This is a genomic window from Rothia sp. P6271, from assembly GCF_048512995.1.
In the GTDB taxonomy this organism is placed as follows: Bacteria; Actinomycetota; Actinomycetes; order Actinomycetales; family Micrococcaceae; genus Rothia.
This window is the reverse complement of record NZ_JBLXXV010000008.1, coordinates 1-14,826: the sequence shown is the minus strand read 5'-3', so window position 1 is coordinate 14,826 and position 14,826 is coordinate 1. Positions and strand designations below refer to the sequence as shown.

General features: G+C 48.3%; 13 protein-coding genes. 7 read left to right on the top strand and 6 right to left on the bottom strand.

Translation table 11 applies throughout. The features are described from left to right. Position 1: 1 nt before the first annotated feature. The 3 genes from ACN08X_RS06610 to ACN08X_RS06600 all read right to left on the bottom strand — a co-directional run bounded on the left by ACN08X_RS06610 (position 2) and on the right by ACN08X_RS06600 (position 3,601). Positions 2-1,000, bottom strand: coding sequence for a metal ABC transporter solute-binding protein, Zn/Mn family (locus ACN08X_RS06610; protein WP_419108277.1), 999 nt, complete (start codon positions 998-1,000; stop codon positions 2-4). Between the two features lie 178 nt (positions 1,001-1,178). Next, positions 1,179-2,255: a hemolysin family protein gene (locus ACN08X_RS06605; RefSeq protein WP_419101496.1), complete on the bottom strand. Its 1,077-nt coding sequence runs from the start codon at positions 2,253-2,255 to the stop codon at positions 1,179-1,181. Beyond that, a complete protein-coding gene (locus ACN08X_RS06600) occupies positions 2,255-3,601 on the bottom strand; it encodes a hemolysin family protein (protein WP_419108276.1) in 1,347 nt (448 codons plus the stop codon). Before ACN08X_RS06600 ends, ACN08X_RS06605 begins: the two co-directional genes overlap by 1 nt. Before the next feature lie 492 nt (positions 3,602-4,093). Here ACN08X_RS06600 and ACN08X_RS06595 point away from each other — a divergent pair, with 492 nt between their 5' ends. The 3 genes from ACN08X_RS06595 (at position 4,094) to ACN08X_RS06585 (ending at position 8,906) form a co-directional block, all read left to right on the top strand. Continuing rightward, positions 4,094-7,807, top strand: coding sequence for a multifunctional oxoglutarate decarboxylase/oxoglutarate dehydrogenase thiamine pyrophosphate-binding subunit/dihydrolipoyllysine-residue succinyltransferase subunit (locus ACN08X_RS06595; protein WP_419108275.1), 3,714 nt, complete (start codon positions 4,094-4,096; stop codon positions 7,805-7,807). Between the two features lie 234 nt (positions 7,808-8,041). Continuing rightward, positions 8,042-8,641: a GDSL-type esterase/lipase family protein gene (locus tag ACN08X_RS06590; RefSeq protein WP_419108274.1), complete on the top strand. Its 600-nt coding sequence runs from the start codon at positions 8,042-8,044 to the stop codon at positions 8,639-8,641. Positions 8,642-8,831: 190 nt separating this feature from the next. Next, positions 8,832-8,906: a 50S ribosomal protein bL37 gene (locus tag ACN08X_RS06585; protein ID WP_095343185.1), complete on the top strand. Its 75-nt coding sequence runs from the start codon at positions 8,832-8,834 to the stop codon at positions 8,904-8,906. A gap of 91 nt (positions 8,907-8,997) precedes the next feature. Here the strand turns inward: ACN08X_RS06585 and rsrA are convergent, their stop codons facing one another. Then, complete coding sequence (rsrA, locus tag ACN08X_RS06580; RefSeq protein ID WP_419101501.1) at positions 8,998-9,267, bottom strand: mycothiol system anti-sigma-R factor; 270 nt, start codon at positions 9,265-9,267, stop codon at positions 8,998-9,000. A 1-nt stretch (position 9,268) separates the two neighbouring features. Beyond that, a complete protein-coding gene (locus ACN08X_RS06575; RefSeq protein WP_419106002.1) occupies positions 9,269-9,949 on the bottom strand; it encodes a sigma-70 family RNA polymerase sigma factor in 681 nt (226 codons plus the stop codon). A 130-nt stretch (positions 9,950-10,079) separates the two neighbouring features. Between ACN08X_RS06575 and ACN08X_RS06570 the strand changes: the two genes are divergently transcribed. From ACN08X_RS06570 to hisN, 4 genes are all read left to right on the top strand, one after another. Further along, on the top strand, positions 10,080-10,592 hold the full coding sequence (locus ACN08X_RS06570) for a DoxX family protein (protein WP_419101503.1): 513 nt from the start codon (positions 10,080-10,082) through the stop codon (positions 10,590-10,592). Positions 10,593-10,794: 202 nt separating this feature from the next. Continuing rightward, positions 10,795-12,177 (top strand): 3-phosphoshikimate 1-carboxyvinyltransferase, encoded by a 1,383-nt coding sequence (gene aroA / locus ACN08X_RS06565; RefSeq protein ID WP_419108273.1) that lies wholly within the window; start codon positions 10,795-10,797, stop codon positions 12,175-12,177. Further along, positions 12,170-13,270 carry a ribosome small subunit-dependent GTPase A gene (gene rsgA, locus ACN08X_RS06560; RefSeq protein WP_419103638.1) on the top strand — a complete coding sequence of 367 codons (1,101 nt, stop codon included), beginning with the start codon at positions 12,170-12,172 and terminating at the stop codon, positions 13,268-13,270. Before aroA ends, rsgA begins: the two co-directional genes overlap by 8 nt. 29 nt (positions 13,271-13,299) lie before the next feature. After that, a complete protein-coding gene (gene hisN / locus ACN08X_RS06555; protein WP_419108272.1) occupies positions 13,300-14,091 on the top strand; it encodes a histidinol-phosphatase in 792 nt (263 codons plus the stop codon). A 109-nt stretch (positions 14,092-14,200) separates the two neighbouring features. On the opposite strand, the gene ACN08X_RS06550 is transcribed toward hisN, so the two are convergent. Continuing rightward, the gene (locus tag ACN08X_RS06550) at positions 14,201-14,728 is read right to left on the bottom strand and encodes a hypothetical protein (protein WP_419108271.1); all 528 of its coding nucleotides are present in this window, start codon (positions 14,726-14,728) and stop codon (positions 14,201-14,203) included. Positions 14,729-14,826 lie beyond the last annotated feature (98 nt).

The window sequence follows — 14,826 nt, the reverse complement described above, 5'->3', positions numbered from 1 at the left end:
TTTAGGAAGTTAGCGATTCTTTGATGTTCTCAATGTTTTCTTTCATCCAGCCTAGGTAGTCTTTCCCCTCAGGTAGGGTTTCGGTGAATGATACATGAGGAATCTGTGCTTCCTGAGCGTCTTTGAGCAGTTCTTCTGTTTGTGGTGAAGAGGTCTGTTCATTATAGGCGAAGAATCCAACCTGTTTTTCTTGGAGTTCTTCTTTAACCTGGTTCATGATTAATGGTGCAATGTCGCTACCGGATTCTACAGCTGAGGTTAGTTCTGAAGGTGTTGCGTCAGAGAATCCTGCCATGGTGAGTAGGTATCCGGGGACAGGTTCTGTTGCAATATATTTTTTGCCGTCAGCGTTAATTCCTCGAGTTTGTGAGATGAGTTCTCCCAACTCTGATTTAAATTTTCCGGCTGCTTGGCGGTATTGTTCAGCGTGCTCGGGTGCTTCTTCTGCGAGGTCTTCTGCGATAGCTCCCGCAAGTTTTTGCATGGCCACAAAGTCATACCAGACGTGCTCGTTAAAGTCCCCGTGATGGTGGTGATGGTGTCCGTGCTCGTCGCCGTGTTCATGGTCGTGCTCGTCGCCGTGTTCATGGTCGTGGTCGTCGCCGTGTTCATCATCTTTATGAAGACCAGAAATCTCAACAGCATTCAGCACTTTCTGATCTTTATCATCTTGACCAGCCATATTTTCAAGGAACTGATCGTAGCCGCCACCGTTGAGCACCACCAACTGCGCATCTTTAACACTCAAACGGTCAGCACTAGTTGCCTCATAAGAATGAGGATCCTCGCTCGTTGAGTTAATAAGAGGAGTTACCTCGACAGTATCCCCACCAATACTCTCAACAATATTTGCATACACATCAGTGCTCGTCACAACTTTAATAACGCCTTTTTCGGAGTTCTTCGCCGACTCTTCATTCTTTTCGACGGTGTTTGAGCACGCGCTCAAACTAAGTGACGCAATAGAAAGAAATGCCATTCCTGTCAAAAACTTTTTCATAGTGAAAGCTCCAAACTCTATAAACCTCTGAAAATGGTTCTCATTTAGCATACTCTATTATCAGCTAAACATTGCTCATCACAACGAGTACTACATCACTTTTACTCCCACACCCTCACCAACATATAGCAAAAGGGGTAAACCACTACTGGTCTACCCCTTAAACTTTTATACCAACTTACGAACGACGCGAAGACATATCACGCTTACGCACATGTTCCTGAGTCGTATCTCTAATCTCACCTACAAGCTGTTCTAAAACATCTTCCAAGAACAACACACCACACGACTCCCTATCTGGAGTCGCAACATGTGCCACATGACAGCTCTTACGTTGCATCACAGCAAGAGCATCATCAATTTCCATCGACGGAGGAACAACCGACATCGGCCGAATAGACCCCCACGGTATGGCCTCCTTACGGCGCTCCCCCACCACTGACAACGCATCTTTAACATGCACATACCCCAGATACGGGCCACCCTCTGACGATTCAATCAAAAACCGAGAATAACCAGTATGAGCAACAGCGCGCTCAATATCTTCAGGAGTACTCGAACGAGGTAACGTCACAACAGCAGAAGGCAGAATCATAATCTCCGAAACCTTCTTCTCAGAAAACTCTAACGCCCCAGAAAGCACACCCGAACCGTCAGCAACAGTTCCTTCAGCCGTCGACTCTGCAACAATATTCTGCAACTCATCCAACGTAAAAGTAGAAGATACCTCGTCCTTCGGCTCAACCTTCATCGCCTTAAGCGCACGGTCTGCAATGCTATTTAAAAACCAGACAATAGGCCCAAAAAGCTTTGAAAACCATACCAAAGGTGGAGCAATCCACAAAGCTACCCCCTCAGCCGCCAACGACACCGCAGCATTCTTAGGAACCATTTCACCAAGAATCACATGCAAAAACGTCACCAACACCAAAGCAAGCAAAAACCCTAAAGTATCCGCCACAGCAAGAGGAACACCCCAATGCTCCAACGGGCCAGCAACCATATGGTGCAAAGCAGGCTCAGAAACGTTAAGAATCAACAACGAACAAACAGTAATACCCAGCTGACAGGTTGCCAACATCAAGGAAACGTTTTCTAACGCATAAAGGACCGTTTGCGCTCGCTTATTACCAGCTTGCGCTAAGGGCTCTACCTGAGAACGACGGGTAGACATAATCGCAAATTCACCGGCAACAAAGAAAGCGTTACCAGCTAGAAGCAGTACTAAAAGCAACATTGCGGTAATATCATTCATTATTTTTTACCCTCGTTAGCAGCTGCCAAAGTAGTTTCACGGTAGGAATCTTGCGGGATAAAACGAATCCGGTCTACTCGCCGCTGTTCCATCGCCTCAATTTTAAAAGAGCCCTGTTCGACAGCAAGAGTATCTCCCACTTTGGGGATACGCCCCAGACGATCCATCACATATCCACCCATCGTTTCGTAGGAGGCGTCGTCCTCGATATGGAGAATGTTAATATACTCGTTGAGTTCGTCCGGTCGAAGTAGCCCCGAGAACAACCAGTCTCCGTTACTGAGCATGAGCGGCCTGTCTTCGGTTTCAAGAAGCTCATGTTCGTCAGATACTTCTCCAACGATTTCTTCGATGAGGTCTTCTAAGGTAGCCATGCCAGCGGTTCCCCCATATTCGTCTAAGACGATAGCTAACTGGAGTGCACCATTGCGTAGCTGTAACAGTAAAGAATCTAGATGAACAGTCTCAGGAACTTGAAGTATATCTTCCATCAAAGTTCCCGCTTGCAGAGTTTCACGAATTTCAAGAGGAACACTTACCGCACGTTTAATGTGAACAACACCCACAACATTATCTTGGTCTCCTCGATAGAGAGGAAAACGCGAGTATCCTGTTTCGCGTGCAGCTTTGACGACGTCAGCAACACTAGCAACGTCTTCTAGCATGACGACTTTACGTCGTGGTGTCATCACGTCTGCAGCGGTGAGTTCAGCAAATGAAAGAGTTTTATCAACAAATCGCGCAGTGTCAGAATCCAATACGCCTTGTTCAGCTGAACGTCGCACCATAGAAGAAAGTTCTTCAGGTGAGCGAGCGCCAGAAAGTTCTTCTTTCGCTTCCATCCCAAAGAGGTGAAGAATTTTATTGGCAGAGCCGTTCATCAACCGCACGAAAGGCGAGATGATTTTGGTGAAAACTAGTTGTGCGGGCGCTAATGCGCGAGCCACTTTGTAGGCTTCGGCGATGGCGAGGTTTTTGGGGATGAGTTCGCCGAGAATCATCGAAAGTAAGGTGGCAATGGCCATCGCAAAAATGAGTGTGAGAATATTTGCCAGGCTATCAGGTAATCCCCATGATGAAATGGTGCCAACAACGAGGCTCTTCATCGCGTAGTCAAGTGTGTAGCCAGTAAGCAGTGTCGTGATGGTGATACCAATCTGACAGCTTGAAAGCTGTGTAGAAAGCGATTTGAGGCAACGGAGTACTTTTTCGCCTCCAGAATCACCGCTATCGATTTCTTTTTGTACGGTGGATTGGTCCAGCGCAACGAGGGAAAATTCTACGGCAACAAAGAAACCTGTACCAAGGATTAGTAGAAGCCCTAGTAAGAGTAATATCCACTCCATCTCTAACGCACCACCGGCTTCATTGCACGGGCGCTTTGAGATAGTAGGGCCAGATGATGGGCTTTAAAATATTGGTCGCTCATAGTGTTATATTCCAGCGTGAAAACGTCGGTCATATATCTATGGCGATAACTAGAAGGTTCGTCCATGACACAAGATTCTACCAAAGCAGTTGTCTTAAGATTGTTGAGAACATCCATTCTGTTTCAAAGTGAGAGGTAGCTATCTACTTGAGGAAACAGAGCATACATACACGTTCAATATGCACCAGTTCACATTTTATTGCGAAATGATTAGCGTCAAGGTGGAAAGTTCAGGTAAAAAATTACTAAACTGAGTTGAAGCACACACCGCCAAGGTTTTGGTGGTGCAAGCATCCCACAATACAACAGTGAGAAACCACCACTGACACTTCAAAACCTTTGAGGTTTTAGCGCGAGGCTCTCGCTGCTCTGTATGAAACATGACACTTATGGAAGAGGCGTAGAGACTGTGCCCACACTGCCAGAGCACCACGTGCCCGAAGAATTTGCTGGCAACGAATGGCTCGTAGAAGAGTTGTTTGAACAATACCAGCACGATAAAAACTCAGTATCACAAAGCTGGTGGCCTATTTTTCAGGCAATGCAGGCTGAACAAACGAACACCACCCCAGCTCAAACAACTCAAAAACCAGTAGCACAAGCTCCTGCCGCTACACCATCTCACCCCACACAACGTGCTACAACACCAGCACCAGCTACTTCCCGTCCCACACCTCAAGCAGCTAAAAAACTCCCCCATAAGACAACAACTGAACCAAAGAACAATACCCCCAAAGAGGACAAAGAAGTTCCTTTGCGAGGACCAGCAAAAGCAGTTGTCACCACGATGGAAGAATCGCTAAGCGTCCCAACTGCAACGACGGTTCGAGCAGTGCCAGCAAAGCTCCTGATTGATAACCGTCTGGCCATTAACGAGTACCTTAAAAGAACTCGTGGCGGAAAAATTTCTTTCACGCACATCATCGGTTATGCCGTTATCCGAGCCGCTGTTGCGTTACCTTCAATGAACGTCCTCTACGGAACGAACGATAAAGGTAAGCCTGTTGCTATCCACCCAGCACATATTAATTTTGGTTTAGCCATCGATATTCCTCGCCCTGACGGCTCACGAAACCTCGTCGTACCCAACGTCAAAGGCGCCGAAGAACTTAGCTTCAGCGAATTTTGGGAAGCCTATGACGACATCGTCAAACGAGGTCGTGACGGGCAACTAAGCGTCCAAGATTTTCAAGGCACAACCATCTCATTGACGAACCCCGGCGGTATTGGAACAGTCCATTCTGTGCCACGTCTTTCCAAGGGCCAAGCATGCATTATTGCAGCTGGTGCACTCGATTACCCTGCCGAGTACCGCGGTTCATCAGAAAAAACTATCGCCCAACACGGTGTCTCTAAAATTTTGACCCTTACCTCCACCTATGATCACCGCGTTATTCAAGGTGCCGGCTCGGGTGAATTCCTACGACAGATTGAACACTATCTGCTCGGCGGAGACGGATTCTACGACCAAATCTTTGAAGACCTCCGCATCCCCTTTGAACCAGTTCGTTGGGCAGTAGATAACCAAGTAGACCCTTCAGCGGAAGTATCTAAAGTTGCTCGTATTCAGCAACTCATCCACGCATACCGTGTACGCGGACACCTCATCGCCCAAACTAACCCCCTCGGCTATGAGATGCTCTCACACCCCGACCTACGCATCGAAAATTACGGCCTCACTCTTTGGGATCTTGACCGCATCTGGCCAACAGGCGGTTTTGGCGACAAGGATTCGCTCACTCTACGAACCATTCTCCACCTCCTCCGCGAAGCGTATTGCTCCACGATGGCGGTCGAGTATATGCACATCGAGAACCCACAAGAGCGTCATTGGTTCCAAGACCACCTTGAGCACGGGTACACCAAACCATCACGAGAAGAACAGTTCCGTGTTCTTGCGAAGCTCAACGCAGCAGAAGCATTCGAAACGTTCCTTCAAACCAAATACCTTGGGCAGAAGCGTTTCTCTCTCGAAGGTGGAGAGTCACTCATTCCTCTGCTAGATTCTGTCATCTCCGAAGCCGCCAACGCCGGACTCTCTGGTGTTGGTATCGGCATGGCACACCGTGGACGCCTCAACGTTCTCGCAAATATTGCTGGAAAGTCCTACGCACAAATTTTCCGTGAGTTTGATGGGGAGCTTGATCCTCGTCTCAGCGGCAGCTCCGGTGACGTCAAATATCACCTCGGCACCGAAGGTATTTTCAGCTCTGACGACGGTAACCAAACGCAAGTCTATTTAGCAGCCAACCCTTCACACCTTGAAGCCGCAAATACGGTACTTGAAGGCATCGTCCGAGCAAAACAAGATGTTCTTGAAGAACACGGCATCACAGGTTTCCCGGTGCTACCTATTCTCGTGCACGGTGACGCTGCATTTGCTGGTCAAGGTGTTGTGATGGAGACACTACAGATGTCCCAGCTTCAGGGGTATACCACAGGCGGCACGGTTCATATCGTTGTTAATAATCAGATTGGTTTTACCACCTCGCCTGATGATGGACGTACTGCCACCTACTCAACGGATATTGCCCGCATGGTCCAAGCACCTATTTTCCACGTCAATGCAGACGACCCTGAAGCGGTAGTTCGTGCCGGACAAATGGCTTTTGAATACCGCCAGATGTTCCATAAAGATGTTGTTATCGACCTCATCTGTTACCGTCGTCGTGGACATAACGAAGCTGATGACCCGTCAATGACTCAGCCTAAGCTCTACCACGAGATTAATTCTCATGAGTCGACCCGTAAACTCTACACAGAAGCTCTTGTTGGACGTGGAGATATCTCCCATGACGAAGCCGAACGAGTACGTAAAGATTATCAAGACCTTCTCGAACAAATTTTCACGGAAACTCACGCAGCGTTAGCGTCCACAACGCCTTTGGTCACTGCTGATGCGGCAGCAGTATCTAATATTGAACGCCCCGCCGCTCAACAAAGTGAAGATGATGTTCGTGTACCGGGCTCAACCGCTGTTAGCACTGAAGTCATTGAACGTATTGGTGCGTCTTTTGTCGCTTTCCCTGAAGGTTTCACACCTCATAAGAAGCTCAAAAAGCTGATGGAACAGCGTCAAGCGATGGCTACAGACGGTGGTATTAACTGGGGCTTTGGTGAGCTGGCAGCTTTTGGTTCATTGTTGTTAGATGGCGTTGATGTGCGCATGTCTGGTCAAGATGTTCAGCGCGGCACTTTCGTACAACGACACACTGTCTTACATGATGTGCACAACGATAGTGAATGGAACCCACTACAGCATCTGTCCAGTACACAAGGACGTTTTAGCATCTATAATTCTCTGCTCTCCGAATACGGAGTTCTTGGTTTTGAGTACGGCTATTCGGTAGAACGCCCTGATTCCTTAGTAGTCTGGGAAGCCCAATTTGGTGACTTTGCTAATGGTGCACAAACCATTATTGATGAGTTTGTTAGCTCTGCAGAGCAGAAGTGGGCGCAGCGTTCTTCACTCGTATTACTTCTACCGCATGGTTTTGAAGGTCAAGGCCCAGATCATTCTTCGGCACGTCAAGAACGTTATTTGCAACTTTGTGCAGAGAACAATATGACGGTGGCTATTCCTTCAACACCTGCTTCGTACTTCCACCTATTACGGCGTCATGCACTATCTCGCCCGCATAAACCGCTTGTTGTCTTCACGCCAAAACAGCTATTGCGTCTCAAGGCAGCGAACTCTTCGGTGGAAGATTTCACGCAGGGTAGTTTCCATCCGGTCTTAGCAGATACTGCAGGGTTGAGTCCTCAGGATGTTAAGCGTGTGGTGTTTGTCAGCGGACGTCTCTATTACGATCTTGAAGCAGAACGTGCCCGACGGGCAGACCGTACCACTGCAATTATTCGTGTAGAACAGCTCTATCCTTTGCCGTTAGAAGAGATTCAGGCTCAATTAGCTCAGTATTCTCAGGCAGAAGATATTGTGTGGGCTCAAGATGAACCAGCTAATCAGGGTCAATGGCCGTTTATAGCGTTATACCTGTTGCCAGAGATTGGGTATCGTATGCGGTTGGCTTCTCGTCCAGCTGCTGCGGCTCCTGCTGCTGGTACAGGTAAACGCCATACGGCAGAGCTTGATAGCCTCATCGAAGATGTTTTTGACAGCTAAACAGATCTGTCAGTCGATGAGACACGTCCTCAAGGTGTGTTCTGAAGCCTGCGGATAAGTAGCGAAAATGCCATCAGAATAGTATTTTCTGGTGGCATTTTTGTTCTTTTTCAGGTTCTTTTTCTCAACTCACCTCTATTTAGAACACAGAAGTGCGTATAGAGTTTATTCTTAGTAACAAGAGAGTGAACCTCTAAAGAGGTTTACGCCCATAGTTTTGACAGAAAGATTCTTGTGGATCAGCGAAATATTCGATTAGTTGCCGTTGGTGACGACCTCTTAGCTGGCGTAGGCGATCCGCGTGCGCTGGGCTGGTTTGGTCGTGTTCTTGCCCGCACACCTCAGCACACTGCAAAGGTTTCTGCATATAACCTTGCTGCCCCTGGGGAAGGTTCTGAACTGCTTAACGCACGTTGGTTTGATGAAGCTAGCCGTCGTTTTGCTCAAGGTGCAGATAACCGTTTGGTGATTGCACCTTCTACCCACGATATCGACCTTGATATTACAAGTGCGCGAAGCCGTTTGAACTTGGCAAATATGGTAGATATGGCTTCCCAAAACAATGTGAAGGTTTTGGTTGTAGGCCCTCCTCCATCCTTAGATACTGAACGTAACCGTCGTATCGCCGACCTCAACGCTGCGTATGCTGATGTTGTGACCCGCCGCAATCACGTCTACGTTGATACTTTTAACCCACTTTTGCACCATGAGCAGTGGCGTAATGACTTAGCGGCTAATGACGGGCGCCCCGGGCAGTCTGGTTACGGTCTTATTGCGTGGCTTGTCCTCCATCGTGGCTGGTATAACTGGTTGCAACTACCAGAACCTATCTAAACCACGTTATACCCCCGCTTTTGCCTCTTGAGAGAATATGTGATGTTCTTTTCCTTAAGAACATTCTTCGTCTGAGGTGCATTTAGCGGTGGAGTATGCCAAAATAGAAAACGGTGTCTCTTGTTGAGACAGGACATAAACACAAGATTTTCTTAAATCATTTGTGTTGAACTTTTATAAGGAGGCTCTCATGAGCAAGCGCGGTCGTAAGCGCAAGGACCGTCGTAAGGGCGGCGCAAACCACGGTAAGCGCCCCAACGCATAAGGTACCTTGATACTTTTCAGCTCCTCAGCTTATTACAAGCTGAGGAGCTGTCGTTTAAGCTGACACAGCAGATACCACTTTCGCGCGGATTCTATTCAGATTTTTCGGAGCATTCAAGGATATGCCCCTGTTTGAGGTTATTGATAGTCCCTAGAATACGAGCTTTTAAATCAGACGGTGCGCTCTGCCGGCAAGAACGTTTCACCACAGAACGAATCACGCACTCAAGATCGTATTCTTGTGCACAATCGTGGCATTCTGCTAAATGATTTTGCAGTTCTTGCAAATCTTCACAGGAAAGAGCGCCATCAAGGTATTCGTAAATTCTAGTGAGTTTTTCGGAACAAGAAGAGTGAGACATCTTATGCTTCCTTTTGAGTGGGGGTCTTTAAACCTTGGCTATGGGCATATTCGGCGAGAGAGTCTCGCAGGAGTTTACGTCCACGGTGCAAACGAGACATCACTGTTCCCACGGGAGTATTCATAATCTCCGATATCTCTTTGTAGGAGAAACCCTCCACATCGGAGTAGTACACCGCCATACGAAAATCTTCTGGCAGGTTTTGTAATGCGGTAATCACGGCACTATCTGGCAGGTGTTCTAGAGCTTGTGCTTCTGCAGAGAGCAGACCCGTTGACTGGTGAGAGCTAGCCTTTGCAAGCTGCCAGTCTTCAATAGTGTCACTATGCGTCTGATACGGTTCACGCTGGCGTTTGCGGTACAAGTTAATATACGTATTGGTCAGAATACGATATAACCAGGCTTTTAGATTGGTGCCATCAGCGTATTGATGGAAAGAAGAGAAAGCTTTAGCATACGTTTCTTGTACGAGGTCTTCAGCGTCAGCAGGATTTCGTGACATTCGTAAAGCGGCAGCATACAGCTGGTCCACATACATCATGGCTTCTCGTTCAAAGCGTACCTTATGCTCTTGAAGATTCCCCTCGCTAGGAGGAGGTGGAGAAGCTGTCGCTTCTGGTGTTATGGGCGTGTTCATCAATGACTTTCTGAGTGTGTTGCTCTTTTGTCTCTTTTCTAGCATATCGAGTCACTTTATGACGGAACATTATTTTTATGCGCGTCATTTAGCAGGTATATCACTTCGTGTGCTTAGTATCGTTATGACAGACTTTTAGCAAAACTCGGAAATAATTCCGCTCCAAGGAGGAAAAATGTCTTTTGTACGTCGCCTTGCACGCCCACTTTTGGCATCAAGCTTCATCATCTCCGGTGTTGAGCGTTTACGTGATGCAGACTCAACCGTACACCTCAACCGTGCTCTTGAGCTCAGCTCCAAAGCTGTCCCTCAGCTAGAGTCATTCAAAGGTCAAGAAAAACTAGTTGGACAGGTCATTGCAGGAACACAGGTTGTTGCTGGAACTCTTTTCGCTCTCGGCAAGTTCCCTCGCCTATCCTCCGTGACTCTTCTGGGCACCGGCATCCTTAACGCATACGTTGAATACCAAGCAACAGAAGCAAACTCTTCAGAAGAACGTGCTTCTCGCCGGCGCCACGCACTCACCAATGGTTCTCTTCTTGGCGCTATCGCTATTGCAGCAGTAGACCGCGATGGTAACCCCTCCCTCGCATGGCGCGCCAACCAGCTCAGCGAAAAAATGGCAAAGAAATCTGAAAAGATTTCTGCTGATGTTCGTGAACGCACCGAAGAATTCCTCAACAACTAAACTCTAAACTTTTTCATAAAATGTACCTCGCCTCACCGTAGGCGAGGTACATTCCGTTAAACGAACATCCGCCCCGTTCAACAGGCAGTGGTATTTAGCATGAACCTGCGTAGAATGGTGAAGACAGGTTTGAAGAATATCACCAGCCCCATCCATAGCATGAGCTATTCTTCTATCAACAATTGTGAACGAAAGTGCGTCTGTGACTGAGAAAAACATCCCCGGTACGTCTTCAGAATCTCCTCATATCTGGAACGCCCCCTACGGTGGTTCTCATCCGCACGCCCAAGCAACCGTTGCCATCCCCGGTTCTAAATCTCTCACCAACCGTTACCTCCTTCTAGCAGCAATAGCAGACTCCCCCAGCACTCTTCGAGCGCCCCTTCATTCTCGTGACTCCGCACTGATGATTGCGGCACTCGAACAATTAGGCGCCAAATTCGAAGAAATTGCAACAGAATCCCCTTTCGGCCCAGACTTGCACGTCACCCCCATCAACTTTTCTTGCCTTACACCCTGCCACAAAAATATTGATGTCGGTTTAGCCGGCACCGTCATGCGTTTTGTTCCACCATTAGCTGCGCTACTATCTGGCTCTTTCTCTTTTGACGGTGACCCGCATGCACGCAAACGCCCCATGGCACCTGTTATCGAAGCGTTACGCTCTCTTGGCGTCAGAGTAGAAGACAACGGCACTAACGCGTTACCTTTTACCGTGCACGCTACCGGAAATATTTACGAACAAGACCTCCGTATCGACGCCTCCTCCTCTTCACAATTTGTCTCCGCATTACTCCTTGTCGCATGCCGTTTCGCTCACGGGTTACGTCTTGAACACTCCGGTGCTTCACTTCCATCAATACCTCATATTCAAATGACCGTTGAAACCCTCAAAAATGTTGGTGTTAACGTCGAATACCAAGAACCAGCAACATGGATTGTTAAAGCAGGATCATTTGCAGGTTTTGATGTTCTCATCGAACCAGACCTTTCTAATGCTGGGCCTTTCCTCGCCGCAGCAGCAGTTCTCGGAACACAGGTTTCTATCCCGCATTGGCCTGACAAAACCACCCAAGTGGGGGCGCATTGGCAAGAAATTCTTCCCCTCTTTGGTGCAAAAACAAGACTGCAGGAAGGCACCCTCATCGCCCAAGGCACACCACAATTTATGGCCAACGATCACTCTGAACTAACGATTGACCTATCACATGCCGGTGAACTAGCACCCACAGTTGCCGCGCTGTGTGCACTTCGCCCAGGAACAAGCACACTACACGGTATTACACACCTAAGAGGTCATGAAACCGACCGGTTAGCAGCTCTCGTCACCGAAATTAACCGTGCTGGCGGTTCTGCAACAGAACTACCCGACGGAATACGCATCCACGCACCCGTCCATGAACCTGCGCTCATCCACAGCTATGACGACCACCGTATGGCAACAACCGGCGCAATCTTTGGGTTAGCGGTTAAAGGTACACAAGTGCACAATATCCAAACCACAGCAAAAACACTCCCCGACTTTGCGTCCATGTGGCACAACATGCTTGAAGAATTTGCCCAAGAGGTGAAACGCAATGGCTAAAGAATACCGCACAAGCTGGGACGAACACGCGGTACGTATCCGCCCCAATAAAAAGGGTTCCCGCCCACGCACCAAAGAACGCCCCAAATATGAGGACGCGATGATTGGTCGTATCATCACCGTAGACCGTGGACGGTACACCGCCATAGTTGATGAAGGCACCACACAAGAACGTTCAGTACTTGCAGTACGAGCTAAACAATTACACCGTCAAGCGATCGTTGTAGGCGACAGGGTTGCCCTCGTCGGTGATACCTCCGGCCGTGAAGGGACGCTTGCACGTCTTGTTCGCATTGAAGAACGCGACACCGTACTACGTCGTAGCGCAGACGACACAGACCCCTATGAGCGAGTTGTGGTCGCAAATGCCACCCAACTCATTATTGTTGTTGCAGCAGCAAACCCCGAACCTCGCACAGGCTTTATTGACCGTTCTATTGTTGCCGCATTCGATGCAGGTATCACACCCATCCTGTGCATCACAAAAACTGATGTGAAGCATCCGCAAGAAATTCTTGACTACTACGCTCACACCTCATTAAAGATTATGCTTTCAGGTTCTTCTGATGGTCTAGCACCTAGCGAAGAAAACGCCCAAGGGCTCGATACAACGTTGATTGAACCTCTCACACAGGTTTTAGACGAACATGTCTCCGTGCTTTTAGGGCATTCTGGTGTCGGTAAATCTACACTTGTTAATGCTCTCACCGGCGCCCAGCGAGACACTGGGCATGTTAACGCGGTAACAGGGCGAGGGCGACATACCTCATCCTCAGCTTTAGCGTTACGACCTTCACACTCTTCAGAAGGTACGTGGATTATTGATACCCCCGGTATTCGCTCTTTCGGGTTGGCACATATTCCCGCCGAAAATATTGTGTCAGCCTTTGAAGACTTATCGCCAGCGAGCGCCCACTGCCCTAAAGGTTGCACCCACGGTTATGATGCTACAGAGTGCGCTATAGCAGAATACGTCCAACAGGGGCATGCTGGTGAAGCGGGTGAGGCTCGCCTTGAGTCTCTTCGGAAGCTTCTTGGTGTTGCAGAAGATTCTTCTGCAAACGCCGATAAAGAACTTGGCGTTGTGTACTAACAGTCTCTTCTCAGAAAGACAGAATTTTTATGGCTAATATTTCTTATACTGACGATTTGCGTTTAGCGCATATCCTCGCCGATAGTGTCGATAGGTTGACGCTGTCACGTTTTCAGGCTCATGATTTTACCGTTGAGACAAAACCTGACCTTACACCGGTAACCGACGCAGACCGTGAAGCAGAGCAGCTGATTCGTTCTCAGCTTTCTCGTGTGCGCACTCGTGATGCTGTTCTGGGTGAAGAATTTGGTCAGAGCGGTTCGTCCCCTCGCCAGTGGGTTATTGACCCTATTGATGGGACAAAGAACTTTGTGCGTGGGGTGCCGGTATGGGCGACACTGATTGCTCTGATTGATCAGGGTGAACCGGTGGTTGGTGTTGTTTCTGCGCCTGCATTGCAACGACGTTGGTGGGCTGCACGCGGTACAGGTGCTTATACGGGGCGTTCGTTGGCGAAGGCTACCCCGATTAAAGTGTCGCGAGTATCGACTCTTGCCGATGCGTCCTTCTCGTATTCTTCAATGACGGGGTGGAAAGAAGCCGGCAAACGCGAAAAGTTCCTTGAACTCACTGATACGGTGTGGCGTACCCGCGCCTATGGTGATTTTTGGTCGTATTGTATGGTTGCCGAGGGCGCTGTCGATATTGCTGCCGAACCAGAACTCAACCTCTATGATATGGCGGCACTTGTGCCTATTGTGCAAGAAGCTGGTGGGCGGTTTACCTCTTTAGAAGGTGTCGATGGCCCGTTTGGCGGTAATGCGATGGCGACGAACTCTCTCTTACATGATGAGGCATTGAAATATTTAGGTACACAATAGTCTTTAGACAATACGTTCTAACACATGTACACCATGGGCAAAAAGAACACCTGCTGTTACCCTCTCATTGATAGGGAATAACAGCAGGTGTTCTTTTATGTATATGAGGTTATAAGTCTTGTGACGAGTCGTCATAGCTTTCACAAATAATTTCGTCCACGCTACCAGGCTCAACGTTATCGCAGTCTGGGTCGAGGTTTCCTAGCTCTGGGAAGACAATCAAAAAGATGGTCGTACAAATCGCTGAAAGGATAGCGAACCCTAACCCAAGGTTCGCGTAAAGTTTTGATTTGCTTCGATAATATGCTGTTTGCGGACGCTGCTTAAACCGTTTAAACGCAATCGTCGCATAGATAGTTGCAACGATGCACGGAATATAAGATAGACCGCTTGCACCAAGAAACATAAAGGTTAGCACCAGCGCAAAAACACCACTGGTGAGCGATACTACGGCCGGAAAGTATGAGATTCCGCGCTTGTCCGCAGGGTGCGCACCGTAGGGGCGCCGGTATTGTTCTGGTACTTGGTATTCTTCGGGCACATCACCTAACCGTGGTGCACCATACACAGGCTCTACCGGTACTGGTGGAACAGTATTCTCAGGTTGTGGTGTGTTCTGGTCGGTAGCTATGTTCATCAGTGCCCTTCCCCTGCTTTCCGACATGTACGATAAGTCGTCTAGCAATCATTTTTCTTTGAAACCATTTAACCACACTCCATAACCAGCAAACCAGA